This is a genomic window from Enterobacter sp. PL1 (genome assembly GCF_945957325.1).
In the GTDB taxonomy this organism is placed as follows: domain Bacteria; phylum Pseudomonadota; class Gammaproteobacteria; order Enterobacterales; family Enterobacteriaceae; genus Enterobacter; species Enterobacter roggenkampii.
On sequence record NZ_CAMFKT010000003.1, the window covers coordinates 192,108 to 218,382 of the forward strand.

Genomic DNA, 26,275 nt, shown 5'->3' on the forward strand with positions numbered 1-26,275 from the left:
CAACAGCAGTGACTTACTTATCGCCCAACTGTTCTGACATGGTGTTGCCCGGGTTTGGCGTACGCGGTTCATCAACCGGACGCGGCGCACGCGGGGTGCCATTGTTGTCAGAGTTATTGGAAGCGCCTGGGTCTTCCCAGCCTGCTGGCGGACGCACTTCGCGGCGCGCCATCAGGTCGTCAATCTGCGGTGCATCGATGGTCTCATATTTCATGAGCGCATCTTTCATGGAATGCAGAATGTCCATGTTGTCATTCAGGATCTGACGCGCGCGACCGTAGTTACGTTCAATCAGCGCTTTCACTTCCTGGTCGATGATACGAGCCGTTTCATCGGACATATGTTTCGCTTTCGCGACAGAGCGGCCCAGGAACACCTCACCCTCTTCCTCTGCATACAGCAGCGGACCGAGTTTGTCGGAGAAGCCCCACTGAGTCACCATGTTACGTGCCAGGTTTGTCGCCACTTTAATGTCGTTCGACGCACCGGTAGAAACATGTTCCGGACCGTAGATAATCTCTTCTGCCAGACGGCCGCCGTACAGGGTTGAGATCTGGCTTTCCAGCTTCTGACGGCTGGCGCTGATCGCGTCGCCTTCAGGCAGGAAGAAGGTCACACCCAGCGCACGACCGCGCGGAATAATCGTCACTTTATGCACCGGATCGTGTTCCGGCACCAGACGACCGATAATCGCGTGACCGGCTTCGTGGTAAGCCGTGGACTCTTTCTGCGCTTCCGTCATCACCATGGAGCGACGTTCCGCACCCATCATGATCTTGTCTTTCGCTTTCTCGAACTCCACCATCGACACGACGCGCTTATTACCGCGAGCAGCAAACAGTGCAGCTTCGTTGACCAGGTTAGCGAGATCCGCACCGGAGAAGCCCGGAGTACCGCGCGCAATGATTGCCGCGTCGATATCTGGCGCCAGCGGTACGCGACGCATGTGGACTTTCAGAATCTGTTCACGACCGCGAACATCCGGCAGACCGACAACAACCTGACGGTCGAAACGGCCTGGACGCAGCAGCGCCGGGTCAAGTACGTCCGGACGGTTAGTTGCCGCGATAACGATGATACCTTCGTTACCTTCGAAGCCGTCCATCTCAACCAGCATCTGGTTCAGCGTCTGTTCACGTTCATCGTGACCACCGCCCAGGCCTGCGCCACGCTGGCGGCCTACGGCGTCGATTTCATCGATGAAGATAATGCACGGTGCCGCCTTCTTGGCCTGCTCGAACATGTCACGCACACGAGATGCACCAACACCCACGAACATTTCGACGAAGTCAGAACCTGAAATAGTAAAGAACGGCACCTTCGCTTCACCCGCGATGGCTTTCGCCAGCAGGGTTTTACCGGTACCCGGAGGGCCAACCATCAGCACGCCTTTCGGGATTTTACCGCCCAGCTTCTGGAAACGGCTCGGCTCGCGCAGGTATTCAACCAGTTCACCGACCTCTTCTTTCGCTTCGTCACACCCGGCAACGTCCGCAAAAGTGGTCTTGATCTGATCTTCCGTCAACATACGCGCCTTGCTCTTACCGAACGACATGGCACCTTTGCCACCGCCGCCCTGCATCTGGCGCATAAAGAAGATCCAGACGCCGATAAGCAGCAGCATCGGGAACCAGGAAATGAAGATAGAAGCCAACAGGCTTGGTTCTTCTGGCGGCTCGCCTACCACTTTGACGTTTTTGGTCAGAAGGTTATCAAGCAGCTTAGGATCGTTCACCGGGATGTAAGTCGTGTAACGGTTACTATCTTTCTTGGTAACGTTGATCTCACGTCCGTTGATACGCGCTTCGCGAACCTGGTCCTGATTGACCTCCTGCAGGAAGGTAGAATAATCCACCTTGCGGCCATTCGACTCGCTGGGCCCAAAGCTCTGGAATACTGACATCAGCACAACGGCAATGACCAGCCAGAGTATTAGGTTTTTCGCCATGTCACTCAAGGGATTAACCTCATATTACAACTGTGTTAAAAACAGCGTCAGGATACTCTATATCCAGTTTCATTCAAACTTTCGTCTGAAATCTCCCGGTTATCATTTTCGCCCGGTCGCTACAATATACACTTCACGGGAACGGGCCCGGGAAGAGTCCGGCTTACGAACTTTGACCTTCGCAAACAGGGAGCGAATTTCCTTAAGATACTCCTCGAAACCTTCGCCCTGAAACACCTTCACAACAAAACTACCACCAGGCGCTAGTACATCACGACACATTTCTAACGCTAGCTCCACCAGATACATGGCGCGGGGGATATCCACCGCCGGTGTTCCGCACATATTTGGTGCCATATCTGACATGACAACCTGGACCTTACTGTCACCTACACGATCAAGTAACGCTTTCAGCACTAATTCATCACGAAAGTCGCCCTGAAGGAAGTCGACACCGACGATGGGATCCATTGGTAAAAGATCGCACGCGATGATTCGGCCCGTTCCGCCGATCTGCGTTACCGCATACTGGGACCATCCGCCAGGTGCCGCACCAAGGTCAACAACCGTCATCCCCGGCTTAAAAAGTTTGTCACTTTGCTGTATTTCATCAAGTTTAAACCAGGCACGGGAACGCAACCCCTTTTTCTGTGCCTGTTGAACATATTTATCGCTAAAGTGTTCCTGAAGCCAGCGGCTGGAGCTGGCAGAACGCTTTTTACCTGTCATTTAACATTTCCGTTCTGGTTCATCGTTACTTGCCTGTGACGTAAATTTCTACGCAGCTATTTGGCGATATTAGGGAGATGGCGGTAGAATGAACCGTTTTCAATCCCAACGTAAGCAAAAATATACGATGAATCTGAGTACTAAACAAAAACAGCACCTTAAAGGTCTGGCACATCCGCTCAAGCCTGTAGTGATGCTTGGCAACAATGGTTTGACCGAAGGGGTGCTTGCCGAGATTGAACAAGCGCTGGAACACCACGAGCTGATCAAGGTGAAAATCGCCTCTGAAGACAGAGACACTAAAAACCTGATCGTGGAAGCCATCGTGCGCGAAACCGGCGCCTGTAATGTACAGGTCATCGGTAAAACGCTGGTGCTCTACCGCCCATCTAAAGAGCGTAAAATCTCGCTGCCACGTTAAGGATATCCTGAATTAAACACATTTTCTGTGTGAAACGAGGGATTTCTGTCAGCAGGCGAGCAAAATGCCATGCTCCTTGAGTTGATAAAAGGCCGCTACGCGGCCTTTTTCTTTTCTTTACAATGTATCAACATCTTAGTAGAGAAGCGAATTACAGGTATTCAACCTTAATAATTTCGTATTCCACTTCACCGCCAGGGGTGCGGATGGTGACAACATCGTCCTGCTCTTTGCCAATCAGGCCGCGAGCAATCGGTGAGTTCACCGAAATCAGGTTCTGTTTGAAGTCAGCTTCATCATCACCCACGATGCGATAGGTCTGCTCTTCGTCGTTGTCCAGGTTCAGCACGGTAACGGTTGAACCAAAAATCACACGGCCATTATTCGGCATTTTGGTGATATCGATAACCTGTGCATTGGACAGTTTTGCTTCGATATCTTTAATACGCCCTTCACAGAAGCCCTGCTGCTCACGCGCGGCGTGGTATTCAGCGTTCTCTTTCAGGTCGCCATGCTCACGGGCTTCCGCGATAGCGGCGATGATTTCAGGGCGACGTACGGATTTCAGAAAATCCAGCTCTTCGCGCAGTTTTTCGGCACCACGTAAGGTCATCGGAATAGCTTGCATTTGTTATACCTCTTAAACATTCCTGTTGGGAGCAGTGTTCCCTGCTCCAGCCCACCTGAACAGGCCAGAAGCAAAAAGAAAACCGACCCGGGAGCAACGCCCCAGGTCAGCAGCAATTTTTCAATTTGATACGCATTTTACCGCGAAGTTCACTATGGGTCATCGTTTACTTTGCAGTGCCATGCACCGTAGTATGACGGTTTGTTTTCGGGTTGTTAGCGCGAGATTATGCGATTTTCCAGTTTTATCATCGGATTGACTACCAGTATAACGTTCACCGCCCAGGCCGCGAATGTTGATGAGTACATTAATCAGCTTCCCGCAGGCGCGAACCTTGCCCTGATGGTGCAGAAGGTTGGCGCACAGGCTCCCGAGATTGACTATCACAGTCAACAGATGGCGCTGCCTGCCAGTACCCAAAAGGTGATCACCGCCCTCGCCGCTCTGCTCCAGCTCGGGCCTGACTTCCGTTTTACGACCACCCTTGAAACCAAAGGTAACGTCGAGGGTGGCGAACTGAAAGGCGATCTTATCGCCCGTTTTGGCGGCGATCCGACCTTTAAACGCCAGGATATCCGCAATATGGTTGCGGTGCTAAAAAAAACCGGCGTGCAGAAAATTGATGGCAATGTGCTGATCGACACGTCCATCTTTGCCAGCCACGACAAAGCCCCGGGCTGGCCGTGGAACGACATGACGCAGTGCTTTAGCGCCCCGCCCGCCGCCGCGATTGTTGACCGCAACTGCTTCTCGGTTTCGCTTTACAGTGCGCCAAAGCCGGATGATTTAGCGTTTATCCGTATCGCGTCCTACTACCCGGTCACCATGTTTAGCCAGGTTCGCACGCTGGCCAAGGGTTCCCCCGATGCCCAGTATTGCGAACTGGATGTGGTGCCAGGCGACCTTAACCGCTTCACGCTCACCGGCTGCCTGACGCAGCGCGCCGATCCGCTGCCGCTGGCCTTTGCGATACAGGATGGCGCAAGCTATGCAGGCGCCATTCTGAAAGATGAGCTGAAACAAGCGGGAATAACCTATTCCGGCACCCTGCTTCGTCAGACGCAGGTCAACCAGCCCGGCACGGTCATCGCGAGCAAACAGTCTGCGCCGCTGCACGATTTACTGCGAATTATGCTGAAAAAGTCGGACAATATGATTGCCGATACGGTGTTCCGCATGATTGGTCACGCCCGTTTCGGCGTGCCGGGAACCTGGCGCGCGGGTTCAGACGCGGTTCGGCAGATCCTGCGCCAGCAGGCGGGGATCGATCTGGGTAATACCATCGCCGTCGATGGCTCCGGCCTGTCGCGCCATAATTTGATCTCTCCGGCCACGATGATGCAGGTGCTTCAGTACATTGCACAACATGACACTGAGCTAAACTTTATTTCAATGCTGCCGCTGGCCGGGCATGACGGTTCACTGCAGTACCGCGCAGGGCTTCACGCCGCGGGCGTGGATGGCAAAGTCTCCGCGAAAACAGGCTCACTGCAGGGGGTTTATAACCTTGCAGGCTTCATCACTACCGCCAGCGGACAGCGCATGGCATTCGTGCAGTATCTTTCCGGCTATGCCGTCGAACCGACCGACCAGCGCAATCGTCGTATTCCGCTGGTTCGCTTCGAAAGCAGGCTTTATAAGGACATCTACCAGAATAACTAGCGATGAAACTACTTATAGTTGAAGACGATCTGTTATTGCAGGAAGGGCTGGCGCTGGGGCTGGCCAATGAAGGGTATGCTCTCGACTGTGCAAGCACCGCAGCAGAGGCGGATGCCCTGATCCAGAGCGGCGAATACAGCCTGGTGATCCTCGATTTGGGCTTGCCGGATAAAGACGGCGCCACGCTGCTCAGCCAGTGGCGACGTCGCGGCATCAACAATCCCGTCCTGATCCTGACGGCACGTGATGCCATTGAAGATCGTATCACCGGCCTCGATGCAGGCGCAGATGATTATCTGGTGAAGCCTTTCGCGCTCGCGGAGCTGCAGGCACGGGTGCGAGCGTTGATTCGCCGTTATCAGGGCCATAGTGATAACTTACTGACCGACGGCGACATTACGCTGAATTTGCAAACCCAGCAGGTGCTGCAACAGGATCAGGCCGTAGAGGTCACGCCAAAAGAGTTCGCCTTGCTTACGCGTCTGATCATGCGCAGCGGGCAAACGGTACACAGAGAAACGCTCCAGCAGGATATCTACTCCTGGCAGGACGATCCCGGGTCAAATACCCTTGAGGTCCACATCCATAATCTGCGGCGTAAGCTCGGCAAAGACAGGATCAAAACCGTTCGCGGCGTCGGCTATCGTCTGGAGAGCCAGAAATGAACAGCATGCGTCGGCGTCTGATGGTACTGCTGGCGGTCATTCTCCTGTTTTTCCAGCTGATAAGCGTCATCTGGCTATGGCATGAAAGCCGTGAACAGATTGGTTTTCTGGTCAACGAAACGCTGTCAGCGAAAGCGCGCAATAATCACGTTGAGAAAGAGATACGCGAAGCGATTGCCTCGCTGCTGGTCCCTTCCCTGGTGATGGTTGGCTTTACCCTGCTCTTCTCTTTCTGGGCGGTCACCTGGATAACCCGGCCGCTGAATAAACTCCGCGCCAGCCTCGCTAACCGTTCAGCCGATAACTTAACCCCGCTTCCCATGTTTTCCGACATGGAAGAAATTGGCGCGGTGACGACCTCCCTGAACCAGCTGCTGGCCCGGCTGGATAGCACCATTAAGCAGGAACGTCTCTTCACCGCAGACGCGGCTCATGAGCTGAGAACGCCTCTTGCTGGCATCCGGCTCCATCTGGAGCTGATGTCGCAGTCAGGTGCGCCACAGGCCGCAACGCTGATTAGCCGTATCGATCAGCTCATGCATACCGTCGAACAGCTGCTGATGCTGGCCCGGGCCGGACAGGCCATGGCGAGCGGACACTACGAAACCGTGAACTGGACGGAAAATATCATTGAACCTCTCGGCCTGGGGCATGAAGCCAAAGAGCATACGGTGGTTTGGCCCGCTAAAAGCGCGCTCACGGTTCAGGGAGACGCCGTTCTCCTGCGCCTCATGCTGCGCAACCTGCTGGAGAATGCCGGGCGCTACAGCCCGGCAGGGACAACGATTACAGTGACATTAACCGAGGTCGACGGCGGGACGCAGATTAGCGTTATCGATCAGGGTCCTGGAATTGATGAAGCGCACCGACAGTCAATTACCGAGCCATTCCGCCGTCTTGACCAGCGCTACGGAGGCAGTGGGCTGGGCCTGAGCATCGTGCAGCGCATCCTCCAGCTCCACCACGGCAGGCTAACGCTTGAGAATGGCGCTGAAGGTGGCTTAATCGCCAGCTGCTGGCTGCCCGCAACGCTGGAATAAAAAAAGCCCCCATAACGGGGGCTTTGAACAGCGATTAGTGCTTGTAGATAAACTCGACGCCTTCTTCGTCGTCTTCATCCCAGTCATCATCCCAGTCTTCATCGTCTTCTTCCGCTTCCAGCTCTTCGAGCTGCTGGCGGTGGTAGTCATCCCACATGAATTCGACTTTTTCAGGCTGTTTGACTTCTTCCGCCTGAACAATTGGGTTCTCAATGATGAAGGTCATCACATCCCAGCACAGATCTTTCACGCCAACCTGGCTTGCCGCAGAGATCAGGTAGTATTTATCTTCCCAACCCATCGCTTCAGCAATGGCTTTCGCTTTTGCTTCCGCTTCGGCTTTGTCCATCAGGTCGATCTTGTTGAAGACCAGCCAGCGTGGTTTGTTCGCCAGTTTCTCGCTGTATTTCTCCAGCTCGCCAACGATGATGCGGGCGTTTTCAACCGGATCGGAACCGTCGATAGGATCGATATCAATGAGGTGCAGCAGCACGCGACAGCGCTCAAGGTGTTTCAGGAAGCGAATACCCAGACCCGCCCCTTCCGCGGCGCCTTCAATCAGGCCCGGAATATCGGCGACCACGAAGCTCTTCTCGTTATCCATACGGACAACGCCCAGGCTTGGTACCAGCGTGGTAAACGGATAGTCAGCCACTTTTGGCTTCGCCGCAGAAACCGCGCGAATAAACGTCGATTTACCTGCGTTTGGCATACCCAGCATGCCCACGTCAGCCAGAAGCATCAGTTCCAGCTGCAGGTCGCGCTTATCGCCCGGCGTACCCATCGTTTTCTGACGCGGCGTACGGTTAACGGAAGATTTGAAACGGCTGTTACCCAGACCGTGCCAGCCGCCTTTCGCCACCATCAGGCGCTGACCGTGTTTGGTCATGTCGCCCATGGTTTCACCCGTCCCCTGGTCAATCACACGCGTACCGACCGGAACTTTAATGGTGACGTCTTTACCGCGTTTCCCGGTACAGTCACGGCTCTGGCCGTTCTGGCCACGTTCAGCGCGGAAGGATTTTTCGAAACGGTAGTCGATCAGCGTGTTGAGGTTCTCATCCGCCTCCAGCCACACGTCACCACCATCCCCACCGTCGCCGCCATCAGGACCGCCACGAGGGATATACTTTTCACGGCGGAAGCTCACGCAACCGTTGCCGCCATCACCAGCCACGACCAGGATCGTCGCTTCATCAACAAACTTCATTTTACTCTCCGTAACTCATTCGCCTGAGCGGGGGACTACTACAACCGCTTCATTTTTGCGCCAACGTCCCCAAAGACGATGACCAATGGCGGAATACATCGCGCCCGCAACCACGACAAACGCACCGAGATAACCCAACAGGTTGAGCATCGGTCTGACGAAGACATCGGGCCAGGCCATTGATAACAAATCTGAAAATAACAGCGTAAACAGCGGGGTAAGCGTGATCAACGCGCTCACCTGTGCTGCCTGCCAGCGCGCCATCGCTTCGGCCAGCGCGCCATAACCGACCAGCGTGTTCAGCCCACAAAAAATGAGGCACGCCAGTTGCCAGTCGCTAAGCTGGGTAATCACGCCCGGCTTCGCTAATGGCAGCAATGCTATTGTACACAAAGTGTACAGCAAAAAGAGGATCTGCTGTGAGGCAAGCCGACGCAATAACACCTTTTGCGCGACGCCATAGCTCACCCAGACCGTTGCTGCCCCCACACCGAAAATGACACCCCATGTGTAATCCGTCAGGCGGGTAAAAATCTCGATCAGACTGGTGTTGAAGAACATCACCAGACCGCACAACAGCATGCTCGCCCCGATAATCTGCGTACCGCGCATCTTCTCCTTGAGGATAAAGACGCTGGCGACCATCATGCCCACCGGCGAAAGCTGACCAATCACCTGCGACGCCGTGGGGCTGAGATATTGCAGGGAAGAGCTGAACAGGATGAAGTTACCGAACAGACCGCCCGTCGCGATAGCCAGCAATACCAGCCAGCGCGGTTTACGGAAGAGCCGCAAGGGTGGAAGCTTACCTTTGACGGCCAGAATCGCCCCGAGGCCGATGCTTGCCATCAGAAAGCGATAAAAGACCACCGTAGGCGGCTCCATCACTTCCAGTACCTGCTTCATTGCAATTGGCAGCGCACCCCAGCACATTGCGGTTGTGAGCGCCAAAAGAATTCCTATGCCGGCCTGCTGCTTCATGCCCGTTTTCCCTACAGAAAAAATTACCGGGTTTCCAATGTAAAAAGCCCCGCAACAGGTTGCGGGGCTTTAATCCGTTACCGGACCGAGAAAACCTTACTCAGCAACGATGCTGATGTATTTACGGTTGTTCGGGCCTTTAACTTCAAATTTCACTTTACCGTCTGCTTTAGCAAACAGAGTGTGGTCACGACCGCAACCTACGTTGTTGCCAGCGTGGAATTTAGTACCACGTTGACGAACGATGATGCTACCCGCCAGAACGGATTCGCCACCGAAACGCTTAACGCCCAGGCGTTTAGCTTCTGAATCGCGACCGTTACGTGTGGAGCCGCCAGCCTTTTTATGTGCCATTTAAATCTCTCCTCAGGTCTTAGGCGCTGATGCCAGTAATTTTCACATCAGTGAACCACTGACGGTGGCCCTGCTGCTTACGGTAGTGCTTACGACGACGAAACTTAACGATTTTAACTTTCTCGCCACGACCGTGTGCAACAACTTCAGCTTTGATAACGCCGCCATCAACGAAAGGAACGCCGATTTTGACTTCTTCACCGTTTGCGATCATCAGAACTTCTGCGAACTCAACAGATTCGCCAGTTGCGATGTCCAGCTTTTCCAGGCGAACGGTCTGACCTTCGCTTACTCGGTGTTGTTTACCACCACTTTGGAAAACCGCGTACATATAAACTCCGCTTCCGCGCACGTCCTCGTATGAATCAGAGTGCGCTATAAATATTCACAATAGGGCGCGAATATTACGCAAAACGCGAGCCTTTGACAAGTGCTACCGTCAATACATGAAGAAAAAAAACACAACACGTACGGTAACGTTTATCTGAGCCGTTTTTTCAGTACAATCAGCACTACTATTGATAAACCGAAACCCTTCGTTACCCCATTGAAGATGGGATCAACAGGATAAAAAGCCCGGCTTTTGCGATGAATTTAGAAAAAATCAACGAGTTAACCGCGCAAGATATGGCGGGTGTGAATGCAGCAATCCTGGAGCAACTCAACTCTGACGTTCAGCTGATCAATCAGTTGGGCTATTACATTGTCAGCGGCGGCGGTAAACGCATTCGTCCGATGATTGCTATTCTGGCTGCCAGAGCCGTTGGCTATCAGGGAAATGCCCACATCACTATCGCCGCGCTCATCGAATTTATCCACACGGCGACGCTTCTGCACGACGATGTGGTGGATGAATCGGATATGCGTCGTGGCAAAGCCACGGCTAACGCCGCGTTCGGGAACGCAGCCAGCGTCCTGGTGGGGGATTTTATCTATACCCGCGCCTTCCAGATGATGACCAGCCTGGGTTCCCTGAAAGTGCTGGAAGTGATGTCCGAAGCCGTAAACGTCATTGCTGAAGGCGAAGTGCTGCAGCTGATGAACGTCAACGACCCGGACATCACCGAAGAAAACTACATGCGCGTCATCTACAGCAAAACCGCGCGCCTGTTTGAAGCGGCGGCCCAGTGTTCCGGCATTTTGGCGGGCTGTACCGAAGCGCAGGAAAAAGGCCTGCAGGACTATGGCCGCTATCTGGGCACAGCCTTCCAGCTGATTGACGATCTGCTGGACTACAGTGCGGACGGCGAGACGCTCGGCAAAAACGTTGGCGATGACCTGAACGAAGGCAAACCGACCCTGCCGCTGCTCCACGCCATGCGTAACGGAACGGCCGACCAGGCGAAGATGATCCGTGAAGCGATTGAGCAGGGAAATGGCCGCCATCTTCTGGAACCTGTACTGGAAACCATGGCAATCTGCGGATCGCTGGAATGGACGCGTCAGCGTGCAGAAGAAGAAGCCGACAAGGCCATCGAGGCCCTTCAGGTCATTCCAGACAGCCCATGGCGCGAAGCACTGATTGGCCTTGCCCACATCGCCGTTCAGCGCGACCGTTAATCTCCCTTTTTCTCCCCGCGAACCTGGCGGGGAGATTCCAGTACACACCAGTAAATTCCGCGTTCATGTAAATTCATCGGTTTAGAGACCGCATGAATAAAGCCATGTCTTATTCTGAATATTCCTTCAAGTAACGCGAACTTTTTAGAACAAGAGTTCGAAATGGGTATAGTAAACCCGTCGTTTCAGAAGAAACGGCGTAGGTGAATCCGAACTTAAGGACGGCGTTATGGATACGAAATTTATCGACTGGCACACGGCTGATATTATTGCCGCACTGCGCAAAAAAGGCACTTCACTGGCAGCAGAGTCCCGCCGCCATGGACTGAGTTCTTCAACTCTGGCAAACGCCCTCACCCGCCCCTGGCCAAAATGAGAATTAATTATCGCAACGGCGCTGGACACGCATCCGTGGGTGATTTGGCCTTCGCGCTACCACGATCCTGTCACCCATGAATTTATCGACAGATCGCGCATGATTCGCCAGAGAAAAGTAAAAAAAGAATCGCAGGAATAAGGTTTTTTTGACAGGAACAGCAACCCCCCGGTCATTTCTGGCAGGGGGCTGCCGGAACGATTACTCGCCCTTCACACGCTCGATATTGGCACCCAGCGCGCGCAGTTTATCTTCGATACGCTCATAGCCACGATCGATGTGATAAATACGATCCACGATCGTTGTGCCTTCCGCGATACAACCCGCCAACACCAGGCTGGCAGACGCACGCAGATCGGTTGCCATCACCTGAGCACCGGACAGTTTCTCAACGCCGTGGCAAATCACGGTATTACTTTCGATCTCGGCACGTGCCCCCATACGGATCAGCTCCGGTACGTGCATAAAGCGGTTCTCGAAAATGGTTTCCGTGATAAAGCCGGTCCCTTCGGCGACCAGGTTCAACAAGGTGAACTGTGCCTGCATGTCAGTTGGGAAGGCCGGATGCGGTGCCGTACGCACATTGACCGCTTTTGGACGCTGTCCATGCATATCAAGGCTGATCCAGTCTTCACCGATTTCGATATCCGCACCCGCATCGCGCAGTTTCGCCAGCACCGCATCCAGGGTATCTGGCTGCGCGTTGCGACAAACAATTTTCCCGCCAGAGATCGCAGCAGCGATCAGGAAGGTACCGGTTTCGATACGGTCCGGCAGTACGCGATAGACCCCCCCGCCCAGACGCTCAACGCCTTCGATGGTGATGCGGTCGGTACCCTGACCGGAGATCTTCGCACCCAGCGCCACGAGGAAGTTGGCAGTATCCACAATCTCCGGTTCACGCGCGGCGTTTTCGATGATCGTGGTCCCTTCTGCCAGCGTTGCCGCAGACATAATGGTCACCGTTGCGCCCACGCTCACTTTGTCCATAACAATGTGCGCGCCTTTCAGACGACCATTGACGGACGCTTTAACGTAGCCTTCTTCCAGCTTGATCTCTGCGCCCAGTTTTTCCAGGCCAAAGATGTGCAGGTCAACCGGACGCGCACCGATAGCGCAACCGCCCGGCAGCGAAACCTGACCCTGACCGAAACGCGCCACCAGCGGGCCAAGCGCCCAGATGGAAGCACGCATGGTTTTCACCAGATCGTAAGGGGCAGAGAAGTTATTCACCTTGCTGGCGTCGATCCAGACGGAACCGTTACGCTCGACTTTCGTGCCCAACTGGGTGAGCAGCTTCATGGTGGTGTCGATATCTTTCAGCTTCGGTACGTTCTGAATCTCTACCGGCTCTTCCGCGAGCAGTGCAGCAAAGAGGATGGGCAGCGCGGCGTTTTTCGCGCCAGAAATTGTGACTTCGCCCTGGAGACGCGTTGGCCCCTGTACACGAAATTTATCCATGGTGTGCTCTCTTATAAATTCAACCGTGCTGCGGGCCTGTCGCCCTCAGCTCAAAAACCGTTTAGTTTGCGATCGCGTGCCCACTCTTGCGGGGTGAACGCTTTAATCGACAGGGCGTGGATGCGGTTATCCGCAATATATTCCATCAGCGGCGCGTACACAGCCTGCTGTTTCTTCACACGGCTCATACCGTCGAACATCTCACCCACAGCAATAACCTGGAAGTGACTGCCATCGCCTGTGACGTGGGCTTCCTGAAGGGAGAGTGCATTCATCAGCACTGTCTGGATTTCATGATTTTCCATGGGCTCTTAATCATCTGATAGTGAAAACAAGCCCAACATCTTAGAGCAAAGTGGCGTCGTCTTAAACAAGCAAAAAGCCCCGACGATGAAACAGTCAGGGCTTTCGGAAGTAACGCACTGAAAATATTAACGAGGCAGTACGTCCTGAGGGAGATTGTAGAGCTGCGCAAGGGTCACGACATTCTCGCTCGCGCCGCGAAGCGTGACGCTCGCCCCCTGCTTTTTCCCTACCGCAACCAGATGGGCAAGCAGTGCAACGCCTGCCGTATCTACCCGCGTGACGTCGGTTAAGTCAATAACCGTCACGCCCTGCATGGCCTCATGGCGTTTATCCCATAAGGGGTTCAGCAGATCCTGATCCAGCTCACCGGACAGCTTTAATGTCTCGCCTTCACGCGACCAGCTGAGTTGCTGTGACATTACTTCTTCTCGTCCAGACTAATTTTCTGACGAGCGATGGACTGCAGCTGCGCGGTCAGGCCATCAATCCCCTTGGTGCGCAGCAGGTCGCTCCACTCGTTCTGTTTGGTGGTGATCATGCTTACGCCTTCGGCGATCATGTCATACGCCTGCCAGTGGCCGGTCTGGCTGTTTTTACGCCACTGGAAATCCAGACGCACCGGCGGACGGCCGTTAGGATCGTTGATCGTTACGCGAATAGGGACGATGGTTGCATCACCCAGCGGCTGCTCCGGGGCGATCTGATAGGTCTGACCGTGGTACATCGCCAGCGCCTGACCATAAGCCTGCTTCAGGTATTCACGGAAAGCGGCAAAATAGGCCTCACGCTGAGCCGGGGTTGCGTCTTTGTAATAGCGGCCCAGCACCAGTGCTCCCGCATATTTGATCTGCACGTACGGCAGCAGCTCCTGGTCAACCACGTCACGCAGGTAATCAGGATTAGCACGAATCTTAGGCTGCTCGTTTTTAAGACGATCGAAGGTTTTCTTCGCGGCTTCGTCCATCAGTTTGTACGGGTTACTCTGATCCGCCGCGTGCACCGCGGTGAGAGGGGCAATAACCAGCATGGCAACCATTAACAGTCGTTTAAACATGAATGACTTCTCCTGATATTAATTCGCAGCACCTGGGGTCGGCGCAGCATTGGTATGGTCTTCACTCTGCGCAGGGGCATTGTCAGACTTTTTATCATCCCCTTTACTGTTGTAAAGGAACTGACCAATCATATCTTCCAGCACCATGGCGGACTTGGTGTCCTGGATCACGCTCCCGTCCTTAAGGATAGTCGTTCCCAGCTCGGGGTCTTCAAAACCGACGTTAAGCGCCAGATATTGTTCGCCCAGCAGACCGGAAGTCCGGATAGAAAGGGAGCTGGTGTCCGGAATGTGGTTGTAACGCTCTTCGATATCCATCGCGACACGTGGCAGATAGGTCTTCTCATCCAGCGTAATGTCAGATACGCGTCCGATCACCACGCCGCCAATACGGACCGGTGAACGCGCCTTCAGCCCGCCGATGTTATCGAAGGTGGCATAGATGCGATACGTCGGCTCGGTGCGCACAGACGTGATATCCGCCGCTCTCAGGCAGATAAACAGCGCGGCCAGCAGCGCCAGCAGCAGGAATACACCGACCCAAATTTCATTTTTTCTCGTTTGCATGAACTCAATTCCCAAACATCAGTGCGGTGAGCACAAAATCCAGACCCAGTACGGCCAGCGACGAATGAACGACTGTACGTGTAGTTGCGCGGCTAATGCCCGCCGACGTCGGGATGGCATCGTAACCATTGAACAATGCAATCCAGGTGACCGTAATGGCAAATACCACGCTCTTAATCAGGCAGTTAATCAGATCCATTCGCAGATCAATGGCGTCCTGCATGGCAGACCAGAAGAAACCGGCATCAATGCCTTTCCAGTGCACGCCAACCAGTGAACCGCCCCAGATCCCCACGGCGACAAACAGAATCGTCAGCAGCGGTAAAGAGATGACCCCGGCCCAGAAACGCGGCGAGATCACGCGACGCAGCGGATCGACCGCCATCATCTCCATGCTGGAGAGCTGCTCGGTCGCGCGCATCAGGCCAATTTCAGCCGTTAAGGCCGACCCCGCGCGCCCGGCGAAAAGCAGCGCCGCCACAACGGGCCCCAGTTCACGCAGCAGCGAGAGCGCCACCAGCATCCCGAGGCTGGTTTCCGCACTGTAGGTTGTCAGCACCAGGTAGCCCTGCAGACCCAGCACCATACCGATAAACAGACCGGAGACAATGATGATGAGCATCGACAGCACGCCGACGTTATAAAGCTGACGCACCAATAGCGGCGCGTGCTTACGGAATTCCGGCTTGCCGACCAGCGCGTTGAATAACATCAATCCGGCACGCCCGAACGTCCTGATGGTTTTTATGCCACGGTGTCCGAGAGCGGCCAACGCATTTAACAGCATGAGTGGCTTAACTCCCTATTCCCAGTAAATCATCACGATAGTCGCCCGCCGGGTAGCGGAACGGCACAGGGCCATCGGCAATACCGTCAAGGAACTGCCGCACGCGCGGATCGCAATTTTCCTGCAGCGCCTGGGCGCTACCGTGTGCGACGATCTTTTTGTCCGCTACGATGTAGGCGTAATCGGCAATGCTCAACACTTCAGGTACATCGTGAGACACCACAATGCAGGTGACGCCAAGCGCGCTGTTCAGCTCAGAGATGAGCTTCACCAGCACGCCCATCGTGATGGGATCCTGCCCGACAAACGGTTCGTCGAACATGATTAAATCAGGTTCTAATGCAATGGCTCGCGCCAGCGCGGCACGACGCGCCATCCCGCCGGACAGCTCCGAAGGCATCAGCTTCGCGGCGCCCCGCAGCCCGACGGCTTCTAGCTTCATCATCACCGTGCTTTTCAGCAGCGCAGGCGGCAGGCTGGTATGCTCGCGCAGCGGATAGGCAACGTTATCAAAGACGTTCATGTCGGTGAACAAAGCCCCCGACTGAAAGAGCATGCTCATGCGTTTGCGAACAGTATACAGGCGCGAGCGCGACATCTCCGGGATGTTTTCGCCATCAAAGAGGATTTCACCGCTATCCGGTGGGATCTGCCCACCGATAAGGCGGAGCAGGGTCGTTTTACCGATCCCGGACGGCCCCATGATGGCAGTAATTTTGCCACGCGGCACGGTCAACGAAATATCATCAAATATCAATCTGTTGGCGCGAGAAAAACTCACCCCGCGGACATCGACTAAATTCGCCATGGTTTGGCTCATTTATGGTTCCTTTCTTATCCTGCTCACGTTAAGGCATGTAGCCTGAATCAGCCCTAAACTCCGCATTTTTACAGAATAATAACCGTAGAGGTTAGCGAAAGCTGGCATTTGTTTTACTTTTCCGGCGCATAAAGTCAAAATTAGGAATTCGTTACGCCTCAGACTGTATGCAGTCCAGCCATTCCCGAGCAATGGACCGACGAGTATACCTGAAGAAAGGACTTTTGATGCTTTTAGCAACAGCACTGTTAATAATTGGTTTACTGTTGGTGGTCTACAGTGCTGACCGTTTAGTGTTTGCTGCATCTATCCTGTGTCGCCTGAGTGGCGTACCACCTGTTGTCATCGGGATGACCGTGGTCAGCGTAGGAACGTCGCTTCCTGAAATCATCGTCTCTGTCTCCGCCTCGCTGCATGGTCAGGTAGACCTGGCAGTCGGCACCGCCATTGGCTCTAACATCGTCAATATTTTATTGATTTTAGGCCTGGCCGCGCTGCTCCATCCTTTTCGCGTGCATTCTGATGTTCTGCGCCGTGAATTGCCGCTAATGTTACTCGTAAGCCTGCTGGCAGGGTGCGTATTTTACGATGGCGTACTGAGCTACAGCGACGGCATTTTCCTGCTGGCGCTGGCCGTTATTTGGCTGCTGTATAGTGTTAAGATCGCCCGTCTGGCTGAAAAGCAGGGTCAGGATAGCCTCACGCGCGAGCAGGTCGCCGAGCTTCCGCGAGAAGGCACGCTGCCTGTTGCCCTGCTCTGGCTGGGCGTCGCGCTGATCATCATGCCGATGGCAACGCGCATGGTCGTGGATAACGCGACAGTGCTGGCGAACTATTTTGCCATCAGCGAGCTGACTATAGGCCTGACGGTGATTGCCATCGGCACCAGCCTGCCGGAGCTGGCCACCGCCATTGCGGGGGCACGTAAAGGTGAGGATGACATTGCCATTGGTAATATCATCGGTTCTAACATTTTTAATATCGCCATTGTGATGGGCCTGCCGGCCCTGATTTCGCCAGGGCCCTTTAATCCTCTGGCGTTCTCACGTGATTACGGCGTGATGTTGCTGGTCAGCGTAATTTTTGCCCTGCTCTGCTGGCGGCGGCAACGACAGATCGGCAAAGGCGCAGGCGCGCTGCTGACGGGTGGATTTATCGTATGGATGGCGATGCTGTACTGGCTCTCGCCTCTTCTCTCTGGGTAAACGGAAACGCATTATGTCGCAAATAGAATTGCAGCCGGGTTTTGACTTTCAGAAAGCAGGCAAAGACGTTCTGGAGATTGAACGTGAAGGTCTGGCGCAGTTAGATCAGTACATTAATCAGGATTTTAGTCTGGCATGTGAGAAGATATTCTACTGCGCTGGCAAAGTCGTGGTGATGGGGATGGGCAAGTCCGGCCACATTGGACGCAAAATGGCGGCAACCTTTGCCAGTACCGGCACCTCTTCCTTCTTTGTCCACCCGGGGGAAGCCGCGCACGGGGACCTGGGTATGGTCACGCCGCAGGATATCGTCATCGCGCTCTCCAACTCCGGTGAGTCCAATGAAATCCTGGCGCTCATCCCGGTTCTGAAGCGACTGCAGGTGCCGCTGATTTGCATGACCAGCCGTCCGGAAAGCAGCATGGCGCGTGCAGCCGATATTCACCTGTGCGTGAAGGTTCCCAAGGAGGCCTGTCCGCTCGGTCTGGCGCCGACCTCCAGCACCACCGCTGCACTGGTCATGGGCGATGCGCTTGCCGTGGCGCTGCTTGAAGCCCGTGGCTTTACGCCGGAAGATTTCGCGCTTTCCCACCCGGGCGGCGCGCTGGGGCGCAAGCTCCTGCTGCGGGTAAACGATATTATGCACACCGGGGATGAGATCCCTCACGTCAGTAAAGAAGCCTCCCTGCGTGATGCGCTGCTGGAGATCACCCGTAAGAATCTGGGGATGACGGTCGTGTGCGACGATCTGATGAAAATTCAGGGGATCTTCACCGATGGCGACCTGCGTCGCGTGTTCGATATGGGTGTCGATGTCCGCACGCTCGGCATTGCCGACGTGATGACGCCGGGCGGTATCCGCGTGCGTCCGGGTACGCTGGCCGTGGATGTGCTGAACCTGATGCAGTCCCGCCATATCACCTCCGTTATGGTTGCCGATGGCGACCAGTTGCTGGGTGTGGTACATATGCATGATCTGCTGCGCGCAGGCGTAGTGTAATGAAGGATAAGACAATGAGTAATGCGGGTGCATCCCTTGCAACCTGTTATGGTCCGGTCAGCACGCAGATGATGGCAAAGGCGGAAAACATTCGTCTGCTCATCCTCGATGTGGATGGGGTTCTCTCCGACGGCCTGATTTACATGGGCAATAATGGTGAAGAGCTGAAGGCGTTTAACGTTCGCGACGGCTACGGTATCCGCTGTGCGCTCACCTCGGGGATTGAGGTGGCGATCATCACCGGACGAAACGCTAAACTGGTAGAAGACCGCTGTGAAACTTTAGGTATTACCCATCTGTATCAGGGTCAATCCGATAAGATGGCGGCGTTCAATGATTTACTGGGTAAACTGGCTATCGCACCGGAAAACGTGGCCTACGTCGGGGACGACCTGATTGACTGGCCGGTGATGGCTGAAGTTGGGCTGAGCATCGCCGTTGCCGATGCGCATCCGCTGCTGATCCCGCGCGCCGACTACGTTACCCACATCAACGGTGGCCGCGGCGCTGTCCGTGAAGTCTGCGATCTGCTTCTGCTGGCGCAGGGCAAGCTTGATGAGGCCAAAGGGCAATCGATATGAGTAAAACCAGACGTTGGATTATCATTTTGCTTTCGCTTGTCGCACTGGTATTGATTGGCGTGAACCTTGCCGATCGCGACGATACGCAAACGGAAGTGATCAACAATACCGATCCAACCTATAAAAGCGATCACAGCGACACCGTGGTCTACAGCCCGGAAGGCGCGCTGAACTATCGCCTGATTGCCCAGCATGTTGAATATTTTTCCGATGATGGCGTTTCATGGTTTACCCAACCTGTGATGACCACATTTGATAAAGACAAAGTGCCGACGTGGTCAATTAAGTCAGATCGGGCCAAACTGACAAATGACCGTATGCTTTATCTGTATGGCCACGTTGAAGTCAACGCCCTGACCGCTGACTCGCAACTGCGAAAAATTACGACGGATAATGCCCAGATCAACCTGGTAACCCAGGACGTGACGTCGCAGGATCTGGTCACACTGTATGGCACAACATTTAATTCCAGCGGTTTAAGAATGCGCGGGAACTTACGCAGCAAGAACGCCGAGCTGATTGAAAAGGTTAGAACCTCCTATGAAATTCAAAACAAACAAACTCAGCCTTAAAGTAATTATCGCCAGCGCGATGCTGGCGGCCAGTCTCCCCGCGCTTGCTGTAACGGGCGATACCGACCAGCCGATCCATATTGAGTCCGACACCCAGTCTCTCGATATGCAGGGTAACGTCGTCACCTTCACGGGTAACGTCGTCATGACCCAGGGCACCATCAAAATCAACGCCGACAAAGTGGTCGTGACCCGTCCGGGTGGCGAGCAGGGCAAAGAGATTATTGATGGTTACGGCAACCCGGCAACCTTCTATCAAATGCAGGACAACGGCAAGCCGGTGAAAGGCCGCGCTACGCACATGCACTATGAGCTGGCGAAGGATCTGGTCATCCTGACCGGGAATGCGTATCTGGAACAGCTGGACAGCAACATTACCGGCGACCAGATTACCTATCTGGTTAAAGAGCAAAAAATGCAGGCCTCCAGCGAGAAAGGCAAACGCGTGACCACCGTACTGGTTCCGTCGCAGCTGCAGGACAAAGGCAAGAGCCAGGCCCCGGCACAGAAGAAGAGTAACTAATTCGTTATGGCAACATTAACTGCAAAAAACCTCGCGAAGGCCTATAAGGGCCGCCGTGTCGTAGAAGATGTCAGTCTGACCGTCAACTCCGGCGAAATCGTGGGGCTGCTTGGCCCGAACGGTGCGGGTAAAACGACCACCTTCTACATGGTCGTGGGTATTGTGCCGCGCGATGCCGGCAACATTATCATTGACGATGAAGACATCAGTCTTCTGCCGTTGCACGCGCGCGCGCGTCGCGGGATCGGCTATCTGCCGCAGGAAGCCTCCATTTTCCGTCGTCTCAGCGTTTACGACAACCTGATGGCGGTCCTGCAAATTCGTAACGACCTGACCAACGAACAGCGTCAGGATCGTGCTAACGAGCTGATGGAAGAGTTCCACATTGAGCATCTGCGCGACAGCCTCGGTCAGGCACTCTCCGGGGGCGAACGCCGTCGCGTTGAGATTGCACGTGCGCTGGCCGCAAACCCGAAATTTATCCTTCTGGATGAACCGTTTGCGGGCGTTGACCCCATCTCCGTTATCGACATTAAACGTATCATTGAGCACCTGCGCGACAGCGGGCTTGGCGTACTGATTACCGACCACAACGTGCGTGAAACGCTGGCCGTGTGTGAACGCGCCTATATTGTCAGCCAGGGCAATCTGATCGCCCACGGTACGCCGCAGCAGATCCTCGAAGACGATCATGTTAAGCGCGTCTATCTTGGGGAAGACTTCAGACTCTGATAGGGTAGAGGTAACGTAACGCCGAACCGGAGAAAAATGCTCTGAACATGAAGCAAGGTTTGCAATTAAGGCTCAGCCAACAACTGGCGATGACGCCGCAGCTACAGCAGGCAATTCGCCTGTTGCAACTGTCCACGTTAGAACTTCAGCAGGAGCTCCAGCAGGCGCTGGACAGTAACCCCCTGCTGGAACAAACCGATCTTCATGACGAGGTAGATACCCAGCAATCGCAGGATACTGAAGCGCTCGATACCGCGGATGCACTCGAACAAAAAGAGATGCCCGACGAGCTTCCGCTTGATGCCAGCTGGGATGAAATCTACACCGCCGGAACCCCTTCCGGTACGCGTGCAGACTACCAGGACGATGAGCTACCGGTCTATCAGGGCGAAACCACCCAGTCGCTGCAGGATTACCTGATGTGGCAGGTGGAACTCACCCCCTTCTCCGATACCGACCGCGCGATTGCCACGTCAATTGTCGATGCCGTTGACGACACCGGCTATTTGACCGTCACCCTCGACGATATACTGGAAAGCATGGGCGACGACGAGATTGAGCTTGAGGAAGTCGAAGCCGTTCTGAAGCGCATCCAGCGTTTCGATCCGGTAGGCGTGGCCGCAAAAGATCTGCGCGACTGTCTGCTGATCCAGCTTTCTCAGTTCAGCAAAGAGACGCCATGGCTCGAGGAGGCGCGCGCGATCATCAGCGATCATCTGGATCTGCTGGCGAACCACGATTTCCGCACCCTGATGCGCGTCACGCGCCTGAAAGAAGAGGTGCTGAAAGAAGCGGTGAATCTGATCCAGTCGCTCGATCCGCGCCCCGGTCAGTCGATCCAGACCAGCGAGCCCGAGTACGTGATCCCGGATGTGCTGGTCAGAAAACACAACGGCCGCTGGGTCGTTGAACTGAATTCAGACAGCATCCCTCGCCTGCAAATCAACCAGCAGTATGCCTCCATGTGCACCAGCGTGCGTAACGACGCCGACAACCAATATATTCGTAGCAATTTGCAGGAAGCGCGATGGCTGATCAAAAGTCTGGAGAGCCGAAATGATACGCTGCTACGCGTCAGCCGCTGCATTGTCGAACAGCAGCAGGCTTTCTTTGAGCAGGGCGAAGAGTATATGAAACCGATGGTGCTGGCGGATATCGCCCAGGCCGTCGAGATGCATGAATCAACCATTTCCCGTGTCACCACGCAGAAGTATCTGCACAGTCCACGCGGTATTTTTGAGCTTAAGTATTTCTTCTCCAGCCATGTGAATACCGAGGGCGGCGGCGAAGCGTCGTCAACGGCCATTCGTGCTCTGGTGAAGAAGTTGATCGCCGCGGAGAATCCCGCGAAGCCACTAAGCGACAGTAAGTTAACCACCATGCTGTCCGATCAGGGTATTATGGTGGCACGTCGTACTGTTGCGAAGTATCGAGAGTCTTTATCCATTCCGCCGTCCAACCAGCGTAAACAGCTGGTCTGACACAACCGATAAGGAAGACACTATGCAGCTCAACATCACTGGACAAAACGTCGAAATTACTGAGGCTTTACGCGACTTTGTGAACGCGAAGTTTGCAAAACTCGAGCAGTATTTCGAAAGGATCAATCAGGTCTACATTGTGTTGAAAGTGGAGAAAGTGACTCATATCTCGGATGCCACCCTGCATGTTAACGGGGGGGAACTGCATGCCAGTGCGGAAGGGCAAGACATGTACGCTGCTATCGACGGCTTGATTGATAAGCTTGCGCGACAGCTCAATAAACATAAAGATAAACTGAAACAACACTAATTGTCCGGGCAGTTAACGGGTGCAGGACGGCCTGTTGTGAAACACAACAGGCCATTTGTACAGTTAGCGCTTAGGTGAAATTATGATGAACAACGATTCCGCTCTTCAACTGAGCAATGTCCTTAACCAGGAATGTACCCGCAGTGCGGTTCACTGCCAGAGCAAAAAACGTGCGCTGGAAATCATCAGTGAACTGGCCGCAAAACAGCTGGGCCTGCCGCCGCAGGTGGTGTTCGAAGCGATTCTGACCCGCGAAAAGATGGGCAGTACCGGTATCGGCAACGGCATCGCAATCCCGCACGGCAAGCTGGAAGAGGATACCCTGCGTGCCGTCGGTGTGTTTGTGCAGCTTGAAACACCGATCGCCTTTGATGCCATTGATAACCAGCCCGTCGATCTCCTCTTCGCGCTGCTGGTGCCTGCTGACCAGACGAAAACCCATCTGCATACGCTGTCGCTGGTCGCCAAACGTCTGGCTGATAAAACCATTTGCCGTCGACTGCGCTCGGCTCAAAGTGATGAAGAGCTTTATCAAATTATCACCGAAGCAGAAGGCAATCAGGATGATGCATAACCAGGAGATGGCCTTCACATCTGTTGTCCTGAGGAGAAACGGAACATGGTGCTGATGATTGTCAGCGGTCGTTCAGGGTCGGGGAAATCCGTGGCTCTGCGCGCGCTGGAAGACATGGGTTTTTACTGCGTCGATAACCTGCCGGTCGTGTTGCTGCCCGACCTGGCCCGTACGCTTGCGGAGAGACAGACCTCGGCCGCCGTCAGTATCGACGTTCGTAACATGCCGGAATCGCCAGAGATCTTCGAACAGGCAATGAGTAACCTGCCTGACACGTTCTCGCCTCAGCTGCTGTTCCTCGATGCAGACCGGAATACCCTGATCCGCCGCTACAGCGACACCCGTCGTTTGCACCCGCTTTCCAGTAAGAACCTCTCCCTGGAGAGCGCAATCGATGAAGAGAGCGATCTGCTGGAGCCGCTGCGTTCTCGCGCCGACCTGATTGTCGACACCTCTGAGATGTCCGTTCACGAGCTGGCGGAAATGCTGCGTACCCGCTTGTTGGGCAAACGCGAGCGCGAACTGACAATGGTGTTCGAATCCTTTGGCTTCAAGCACGGTATCCCGATTGATGCGGATTATGTTTTCGACGTGCGCTTCCTGCCGAACCCGCACTGGGATCCGAAACTGCGTCCCATGACCGGTCTGGATAAACCCGTTGCGGCCTTCCTCGACAGGCACACAGAAGTTCACAATTTTATCTACCAGACGCGAAGCTACCTTGAGCTATGGTTACCTATGCTGGAGACAAACAATCGCAGCTACCTGACGGTAGCGATTGGCTGTACCGGCGGTAAACATCGTTCGGTCTACATCGCCGAACAGCTGGCCGACTATTTCCGCTCGCGCGGGAAGAACGTTCAGTCCCGTCATCGCACGCTGGAAAAACGTAAAACATGACCGTAAAACAGACCGTTGAGATCACCAATAAGCTGGGCATGCATGCGCGCCCGGCGATGAAGCTGTTTGAGCTGATGCAGGGTTTCGATGCAGAAGTTCTGCTGCGGAATGACGAAGGTACCGAAGCGGAAGCGAACAGCGTGATCGCGCTGCTGATGCTGGATTCCGCCAAAGGACGTCAGATTGAAGTCGAAGCCACCGGCCCCCAGGAAGAGGAAGCGCTGGCGGCGGTGATTGCGCTGTTTAACGCAGGGTTCGACGAAGATTAAGGTCTCTGCCCTTCAGGCGGGTGGCGCTGCGCTTACCCGCCCTACATAAGTTTGTTGCTCTCCATAAATCCTTCTCCTCCCAACTGACGCATCTGGCGCATAATCCACGCCTGACGGCTTCGCACGTACCCTGACGGGGCACTGGCTTTAAAGCGGAGGGGATTAGGCAGAACAGCCGCGAGCAGCGCCGCCTCCGACATGCTCAGCTTGCTGGCGGGTTTATTAAAATAGCGTTGTGATGCAGCTTCGACACCAAATACCCCGTCGCCAAACTCGGCAACGTTGAGATACACGGTCAGAATGCGCTTTTTGCTCCAGACCGTTTCCATGCCCAGGGTGAACCCCGCTTCCAGCCCCTTTCGCACCCAGCTGCGGCCATCCCACAGAAACAGATTTTTGGCCGTCTGCTGCGACAACGTTGACGCGCCGCGCACGCGGTTTTCATGGCGTTCGTTATGCGCCAGCGCCTTCTCAATGGCCGCAACGTCGAACCCCCAGTGCTCCGGGAATTTCTGATCCTCCGCTGCGATGACCGCCAGCCCCATAAACGGAGAGATCTCGTCCATGCTTACCCAATCAGAATGGGCAACATAGCCGAAATCGCCGCTGAGCCACGCGCCGAGCTGACGCTCAACCATCACGGCAGAGAACGGGACCGGCATAATGCTGAACACGGCCAGCCCGCCTCCCCAGAACACCGCCATGACGAGAACGATGCGTAGAAGAAGGCGTTTCACCCATGCGCCTGCGGAAAACGGACGCCTCATTCCGTCAGCACCAGCACGCGGGCGACCAGTTTTTCAATACCCACGGCGGCTTCCGCGATATTCTTCGCCAGCATATACGCAGGCGTGGTGACAATCTTGTTATCTTCATCAACCACAATGTCATCCACCGGGCACGGAACGTGTTCGCCCCCCATTTCTTCGACGATCTCTGCGGTATCAATATCCGTCCCGATGGTCAGGCGCAGCGGGAAATCAAAAATTTTAGGCAACATCGCCGGTGCGATACAGATAAAGCCCAGCGGTTTCCCTGCCGCATGCATGGCCTGCGACAGCGCTTTGAGATGAGGATCAATCTGACACTCCGCGCCCTGCGCGGCAAAGGTACTGAGATTTTTGGCTGCGCCAAACCCACCCGGCACAATGAGCGCATCAAGCTCTGCAGGGTCTGCCTGAATAAGAGGATGGATGTCACCTCGCGCAATGCGCGCGGCTTCAATCAGCACGTTACGGGTTTCCGCCATCGGCTCACCGGTCAGATGGTTAATCACATCCGCCTGATTTTTGTCTGGCGCAAAACAAATCACCTCGGCTCCCTGCTTAGCCAGGGCCAGCAGCGTGATTACGGCTTCATGTATCTCAGAGCCATCGTAAACACCGCATCCGCTTAGCACGACACCAATCTTTTTCATCATGACAATCCTTTTCTGCAACTTGCTGAAGCACATTAATAATTTTGATTAAAACGCTATGCTTCACACATTTCACTGATTCATGTAACAAACCATTTAAGATTTGCTATCTTATCTGCGTGCGGCCTAAATTTTTCAGGCA

The 26,275-nt window shown here is 54.6% G+C and carries 32 protein-coding genes and 1 pseudogene; 17 read left to right on the forward strand and 16 right to left on the reverse strand.

The genetic code is table 11. The features are described from left to right. Positions 1-13 precede the first annotated feature (13 nt). Positions 14-1,948, reverse strand: a complete 1,935-nt coding sequence (gene ftsH / locus N6P30_RS04320; protein WP_013098921.1) for an ATP-dependent zinc metalloprotease FtsH — start codon at positions 1,946-1,948, stop codon at positions 14-16. 102 nt (positions 1,949-2,050) lie between these two features. Then, positions 2,051-2,677 (reverse strand): 23S rRNA (uridine(2552)-2'-O)-methyltransferase RlmE, encoded by a 627-nt coding sequence (gene rlmE, locus N6P30_RS04325; RefSeq protein WP_003861812.1) that lies wholly within the window; start codon positions 2,675-2,677, stop codon positions 2,051-2,053. Between the two features lie 127 nt (positions 2,678-2,804). On the opposite strand from rlmE, the gene yhbY reads away from it, so the two are divergent. Next, positions 2,805-3,098, forward strand: coding sequence for a ribosome assembly RNA-binding protein YhbY (yhbY, locus tag N6P30_RS04330; protein WP_003861814.1), 294 nt, complete (start codon positions 2,805-2,807; stop codon positions 3,096-3,098). A gap of 151 nt (positions 3,099-3,249) precedes the next feature. Here the strand turns inward: yhbY and greA are convergent, their stop codons facing one another. After that, positions 3,250-3,726: a transcription elongation factor GreA gene (gene greA / locus N6P30_RS04335; protein ID WP_003861815.1), complete on the reverse strand. Its 477-nt coding sequence runs from the start codon at positions 3,724-3,726 to the stop codon at positions 3,250-3,252. 228 nt (positions 3,727-3,954) lie between these two features. Here greA and dacB point away from each other — a divergent pair, with 228 nt between their 5' ends. Genes dacB through pmrB form a run of 3 tightly spaced genes read left to right on the forward strand, consistent with a single transcriptional unit; the run spans position 3,955 to position 7,093 of the window. After that, a complete protein-coding gene (dacB, locus tag N6P30_RS04340) occupies positions 3,955-5,388 on the forward strand; it encodes a serine-type D-Ala-D-Ala carboxypeptidase (protein WP_021242259.1) in 1,434 nt (477 codons plus the stop codon). A 2-nt stretch (positions 5,389-5,390) separates the two neighbouring features. Beyond that, positions 5,391-6,053, forward strand: a complete 663-nt coding sequence (pmrA, locus tag N6P30_RS04345; RefSeq protein ID WP_023294663.1) for a two-component system response regulator PmrA — start codon at positions 5,391-5,393, stop codon at positions 6,051-6,053. Further along, positions 6,050-7,093, forward strand: coding sequence for a two-component system sensor histidine kinase PmrB (gene pmrB, locus N6P30_RS04350; protein WP_023294664.1), 1,044 nt, complete (start codon positions 6,050-6,052; stop codon positions 7,091-7,093). The genes pmrA and pmrB overlap by 4 nt, the downstream gene beginning before the upstream one ends. Before the next feature lie 34 nt (positions 7,094-7,127). Here pmrB and cgtA read toward each other — a convergent pair whose 3' ends face one another. From cgtA to rplU, 4 genes are all read right to left on the reverse strand, one after another. Beyond that, on the reverse strand, positions 7,128-8,303 hold the full coding sequence (gene cgtA, locus N6P30_RS04355; RefSeq protein ID WP_021242261.1) for an Obg family GTPase CgtA: 1,176 nt from the start codon (positions 8,301-8,303) through the stop codon (positions 7,128-7,130). A gap of 15 nt (positions 8,304-8,318) precedes the next feature. Continuing rightward, positions 8,319-9,284, reverse strand: coding sequence for a DMT family transporter (locus N6P30_RS04360; RefSeq protein ID WP_014833443.1), 966 nt, complete (start codon positions 9,282-9,284; stop codon positions 8,319-8,321). Between the two features lie 96 nt (positions 9,285-9,380). Continuing rightward, a complete protein-coding gene (rpmA, locus tag N6P30_RS04365) occupies positions 9,381-9,638 on the reverse strand; it encodes a 50S ribosomal protein L27 (RefSeq protein WP_004385076.1) in 258 nt (85 codons plus the stop codon). Between the two features lie 19 nt (positions 9,639-9,657). Continuing rightward, positions 9,658-9,969, reverse strand: a complete 312-nt coding sequence (rplU, locus tag N6P30_RS04370; protein ID WP_003025032.1) for a 50S ribosomal protein L21 — start codon at positions 9,967-9,969, stop codon at positions 9,658-9,660. A 257-nt stretch (positions 9,970-10,226) separates the two neighbouring features. On the opposite strand from rplU, the gene ispB reads away from it, so the two are divergent. Both ispB and sfsB read left to right on the forward strand, forming a co-directional pair. Further along, positions 10,227-11,198, forward strand: coding sequence for an octaprenyl diphosphate synthase (gene ispB, locus N6P30_RS04375; protein WP_008501461.1), 972 nt, complete (start codon positions 10,227-10,229; stop codon positions 11,196-11,198). A 229-nt stretch (positions 11,199-11,427) separates the two neighbouring features. Then, a pseudogene (gene sfsB / locus N6P30_RS04380) lies at positions 11,428-11,715 on the forward strand (DNA-binding transcriptional regulator SfsB). Between the two features lie 60 nt (positions 11,716-11,775). On the opposite strand, the gene murA reads toward sfsB, so the two are convergent. The 7 genes from murA to mlaF form a co-directional block, all read right to left on the reverse strand. Further along, the gene (gene murA / locus N6P30_RS04385; RefSeq protein WP_008501459.1) at positions 11,776-13,035 is read right to left on the reverse strand and encodes a UDP-N-acetylglucosamine 1-carboxyvinyltransferase; all 1,260 of its coding nucleotides are present in this window, start codon (positions 13,033-13,035) and stop codon (positions 11,776-11,778) included. 50 nt (positions 13,036-13,085) lie between these two features. Then, positions 13,086-13,340, reverse strand: a complete 255-nt coding sequence (ibaG, locus tag N6P30_RS04390; protein WP_008501458.1) for a BolA family iron metabolism protein IbaG — start codon at positions 13,338-13,340, stop codon at positions 13,086-13,088. Between the two features lie 126 nt (positions 13,341-13,466). After that, on the reverse strand, positions 13,467-13,760 hold the full coding sequence (gene mlaB, locus N6P30_RS04395; RefSeq protein ID WP_021242262.1) for a lipid asymmetry maintenance protein MlaB: 294 nt from the start codon (positions 13,758-13,760) through the stop codon (positions 13,467-13,469). After that, positions 13,760-14,395, reverse strand: a complete 636-nt coding sequence (mlaC, locus tag N6P30_RS04400) for a phospholipid-binding protein MlaC (protein WP_021242263.1) — start codon at positions 14,393-14,395, stop codon at positions 13,760-13,762. The genes mlaB and mlaC overlap by 1 nt, the downstream gene beginning before the upstream one ends. An 18-nt stretch (positions 14,396-14,413) precedes the next feature. Beyond that, positions 14,414-14,962, reverse strand: a complete 549-nt coding sequence (gene mlaD / locus N6P30_RS04405; protein WP_008501455.1) for an outer membrane lipid asymmetry maintenance protein MlaD — start codon at positions 14,960-14,962, stop codon at positions 14,414-14,416. A gap of 4 nt (positions 14,963-14,966) precedes the next feature. After that, positions 14,967-15,749, reverse strand: coding sequence for a lipid asymmetry maintenance ABC transporter permease subunit MlaE (gene mlaE, locus N6P30_RS04410; RefSeq protein WP_008501454.1), 783 nt, complete (start codon positions 15,747-15,749; stop codon positions 14,967-14,969). Between the two features lie 7 nt (positions 15,750-15,756). Then, entirely contained in the window at positions 15,757-16,569 is an 813-nt protein-coding gene (mlaF, locus tag N6P30_RS04415; RefSeq protein ID WP_008501452.1) for a phospholipid ABC transporter ATP-binding protein MlaF, read from the reverse strand. A gap of 227 nt (positions 16,570-16,796) precedes the next feature. Between mlaF and N6P30_RS04420 the strand changes: the two genes are divergently transcribed. From N6P30_RS04420 to npr, 11 genes are all read left to right on the forward strand, one after another. Then, positions 16,797-17,774 (forward strand): calcium/sodium antiporter, encoded by a 978-nt coding sequence (locus tag N6P30_RS04420; protein ID WP_008501451.1) that lies wholly within the window; start codon positions 16,797-16,799, stop codon positions 17,772-17,774. Between the two features lie 13 nt (positions 17,775-17,787). Next, the gene (gene kdsD, locus N6P30_RS04425; protein WP_008501450.1) at positions 17,788-18,774 is read left to right on the forward strand and encodes an arabinose-5-phosphate isomerase KdsD; all 987 of its coding nucleotides are present in this window, start codon (positions 17,788-17,790) and stop codon (positions 18,772-18,774) included. A gap of 14 nt (positions 18,775-18,788) precedes the next feature. Next, positions 18,789-19,355 carry a 3-deoxy-manno-octulosonate-8-phosphatase KdsC gene (gene kdsC / locus N6P30_RS04430; protein ID WP_008501449.1) on the forward strand — a complete coding sequence of 189 codons (567 nt, stop codon included), beginning with the start codon at positions 18,789-18,791 and terminating at the stop codon, positions 19,353-19,355. After that, the gene (gene lptC / locus N6P30_RS04435; RefSeq protein ID WP_021242266.1) at positions 19,352-19,927 is read left to right on the forward strand and encodes an LPS export ABC transporter periplasmic protein LptC; all 576 of its coding nucleotides are present in this window, start codon (positions 19,352-19,354) and stop codon (positions 19,925-19,927) included. Before kdsC ends, lptC begins: the two co-directional genes overlap by 4 nt. Then, positions 19,896-20,450: a lipopolysaccharide ABC transporter substrate-binding protein LptA gene (gene lptA, locus N6P30_RS04440; protein WP_023294666.1), complete on the forward strand. Its 555-nt coding sequence runs from the start codon at positions 19,896-19,898 to the stop codon at positions 20,448-20,450. The genes lptC and lptA overlap by 32 nt, the downstream gene beginning before the upstream one ends. A gap of 6 nt (positions 20,451-20,456) precedes the next feature. Further along, positions 20,457-21,182 carry an LPS export ABC transporter ATP-binding protein gene (lptB, locus tag N6P30_RS04445; protein WP_008501446.1) on the forward strand — a complete coding sequence of 242 codons (726 nt, stop codon included), beginning with the start codon at positions 20,457-20,459 and terminating at the stop codon, positions 21,180-21,182. A 47-nt stretch (positions 21,183-21,229) separates the two neighbouring features. After that, complete coding sequence (gene rpoN / locus N6P30_RS04450; protein ID WP_008501445.1) at positions 21,230-22,663, forward strand: RNA polymerase factor sigma-54; 1,434 nt, start codon at positions 21,230-21,232, stop codon at positions 22,661-22,663. 22 nt (positions 22,664-22,685) lie between these two features. After that, positions 22,686-22,973 carry a ribosome hibernation promoting factor gene (gene hpf / locus N6P30_RS04455; RefSeq protein ID WP_008501444.1) on the forward strand — a complete coding sequence of 96 codons (288 nt, stop codon included), beginning with the start codon at positions 22,686-22,688 and terminating at the stop codon, positions 22,971-22,973. Positions 22,974-23,055: 82 nt separating this feature from the next. Then, positions 23,056-23,547: a PTS IIA-like nitrogen regulatory protein PtsN gene (ptsN, locus tag N6P30_RS04460; protein WP_008501443.1), complete on the forward strand. Its 492-nt coding sequence runs from the start codon at positions 23,056-23,058 to the stop codon at positions 23,545-23,547. A gap of 45 nt (positions 23,548-23,592) precedes the next feature. Continuing rightward, positions 23,593-24,447 carry an RNase adapter RapZ gene (gene rapZ, locus N6P30_RS04465; protein WP_008501442.1) on the forward strand — a complete coding sequence of 285 codons (855 nt, stop codon included), beginning with the start codon at positions 23,593-23,595 and terminating at the stop codon, positions 24,445-24,447. After that, positions 24,444-24,716 carry a PTS phosphocarrier protein NPr gene (gene npr, locus N6P30_RS04470; protein ID WP_003861872.1) on the forward strand — a complete coding sequence of 91 codons (273 nt, stop codon included), beginning with the start codon at positions 24,444-24,446 and terminating at the stop codon, positions 24,714-24,716. Before rapZ ends, npr begins: the two co-directional genes overlap by 4 nt. Before the next feature lie 41 nt (positions 24,717-24,757). On the opposite strand, the gene mtgA is transcribed toward npr, so the two are convergent. Next, positions 24,758-25,483: a monofunctional biosynthetic peptidoglycan transglycosylase gene (gene mtgA, locus N6P30_RS04475; protein ID WP_023294667.1), complete on the reverse strand. Its 726-nt coding sequence runs from the start codon at positions 25,481-25,483 to the stop codon at positions 24,758-24,760. After that, on the reverse strand, positions 25,480-26,133 hold the full coding sequence (gene elbB / locus N6P30_RS04480) for an isoprenoid biosynthesis glyoxalase ElbB (protein ID WP_032653621.1): 654 nt from the start codon (positions 26,131-26,133) through the stop codon (positions 25,480-25,482). The genes mtgA and elbB overlap by 4 nt, the downstream gene beginning before the upstream one ends. Positions 26,134-26,275 lie beyond the last annotated feature (142 nt).

Excerpts from the sequence above, each read along its gene's own strand:
- ftsH (WP_013098921.1), bottom strand. The coding sequence starts at position 1,948 with ATGGCGAAAAACCTAATACTCTGGCTGGTCATTGCCGTTGTGCTGATG.
- rlmE (WP_003861812.1), bottom strand. The coding sequence starts at position 2,677 with ATGACAGGTAAAAAGCGTTCTGCCAGCTCCAGCCGCTGGCTTCAGGAA.
- yhbY (WP_003861814.1), top strand. The coding sequence starts at position 2,805 with ATGAATCTGAGTACTAAACAAAAACAGCACCTTAAAGGTCTGGCACAT.
- greA (WP_003861815.1), bottom strand. The coding sequence starts at position 3,726 with ATGCAAGCTATTCCGATGACCTTACGTGGTGCCGAAAAACTGCGCGAA.
- dacB (WP_021242259.1), top strand. The coding sequence starts at position 3,955 with ATGCGATTTTCCAGTTTTATCATCGGATTGACTACCAGTATAACGTTC.
- pmrA (WP_023294663.1), top strand. The coding sequence starts at position 5,391 with ATGAAACTACTTATAGTTGAAGACGATCTGTTATTGCAGGAAGGGCTG.
- pmrB (WP_023294664.1), top strand. The coding sequence starts at position 6,050 with ATGAACAGCATGCGTCGGCGTCTGATGGTACTGCTGGCGGTCATTCTC.
- cgtA (WP_021242261.1), bottom strand. The coding sequence starts at position 8,303 with ATGAAGTTTGTTGATGAAGCGACGATCCTGGTCGTGGCTGGTGATGGC.
- N6P30_RS04360 (WP_014833443.1), bottom strand. The coding sequence starts at position 9,284 with ATGAAGCAGCAGGCCGGCATAGGAATTCTTTTGGCGCTCACAACCGCA.
- rpmA (WP_004385076.1), bottom strand. The coding sequence starts at position 9,638 with ATGGCACATAAAAAGGCTGGCGGCTCCACACGTAACGGTCGCGATTCA.
- rplU (WP_003025032.1), bottom strand. The coding sequence starts at position 9,969 with ATGTACGCGGTTTTCCAAAGTGGTGGTAAACAACACCGAGTAAGCGAA.
- ispB (WP_008501461.1), top strand. The coding sequence starts at position 10,227 with ATGAATTTAGAAAAAATCAACGAGTTAACCGCGCAAGATATGGCGGGT.
- murA (WP_008501459.1), bottom strand. The coding sequence starts at position 13,035 with ATGGATAAATTTCGTGTACAGGGGCCAACGCGTCTCCAGGGCGAAGTC.
- ibaG (WP_008501458.1), bottom strand. The coding sequence starts at position 13,340 with ATGGAAAATCATGAAATCCAGACAGTGCTGATGAATGCACTCTCCCTT.
- mlaB (WP_021242262.1), bottom strand. The coding sequence starts at position 13,760 with ATGTCACAGCAACTCAGCTGGTCGCGTGAAGGCGAGACATTAAAGCTG.
- mlaC (WP_021242263.1), bottom strand. The coding sequence starts at position 14,395 with ATGTTTAAACGACTGTTAATGGTTGCCATGCTGGTTATTGCCCCTCTC.
- mlaD (WP_008501455.1), bottom strand. The coding sequence starts at position 14,962 with ATGCAAACGAGAAAAAATGAAATTTGGGTCGGTGTATTCCTGCTGCTG.
- mlaE (WP_008501454.1), bottom strand. The coding sequence starts at position 15,749 with ATGCTGTTAAATGCGTTGGCCGCTCTCGGACACCGTGGCATAAAAACC.
- mlaF (WP_008501452.1), bottom strand. The coding sequence starts at position 16,569 with ATGAGCCAAACCATGGCGAATTTAGTCGATGTCCGCGGGGTGAGTTTT.
- N6P30_RS04420 (WP_008501451.1), top strand. The coding sequence starts at position 16,797 with ATGCTTTTAGCAACAGCACTGTTAATAATTGGTTTACTGTTGGTGGTC.
- kdsD (WP_008501450.1), top strand. The coding sequence starts at position 17,788 with ATGTCGCAAATAGAATTGCAGCCGGGTTTTGACTTTCAGAAAGCAGGC.
- kdsC (WP_008501449.1), top strand. The coding sequence starts at position 18,789 with ATGAGTAATGCGGGTGCATCCCTTGCAACCTGTTATGGTCCGGTCAGC.
- lptC (WP_021242266.1), top strand. The coding sequence starts at position 19,352 with ATGAGTAAAACCAGACGTTGGATTATCATTTTGCTTTCGCTTGTCGCA.
- lptA (WP_023294666.1), top strand. The coding sequence starts at position 19,896 with ATGAAATTCAAAACAAACAAACTCAGCCTTAAAGTAATTATCGCCAGC.
- lptB (WP_008501446.1), top strand. The coding sequence starts at position 20,457 with ATGGCAACATTAACTGCAAAAAACCTCGCGAAGGCCTATAAGGGCCGC.
- rpoN (WP_008501445.1), top strand. The coding sequence starts at position 21,230 with ATGAAGCAAGGTTTGCAATTAAGGCTCAGCCAACAACTGGCGATGACG.
- hpf (WP_008501444.1), top strand. The coding sequence starts at position 22,686 with ATGCAGCTCAACATCACTGGACAAAACGTCGAAATTACTGAGGCTTTA.
- ptsN (WP_008501443.1), top strand. The coding sequence starts at position 23,056 with ATGATGAACAACGATTCCGCTCTTCAACTGAGCAATGTCCTTAACCAG.
- rapZ (WP_008501442.1), top strand. The coding sequence starts at position 23,593 with ATGGTGCTGATGATTGTCAGCGGTCGTTCAGGGTCGGGGAAATCCGTG.
- npr (WP_003861872.1), top strand. The coding sequence starts at position 24,444 with ATGACCGTAAAACAGACCGTTGAGATCACCAATAAGCTGGGCATGCAT.
- mtgA (WP_023294667.1), bottom strand. The coding sequence starts at position 25,483 with ATGAGGCGTCCGTTTTCCGCAGGCGCATGGGTGAAACGCCTTCTTCTA.
- elbB (WP_032653621.1), bottom strand. The coding sequence starts at position 26,133 with ATGAAAAAGATTGGTGTCGTGCTAAGCGGATGCGGTGTTTACGATGGC.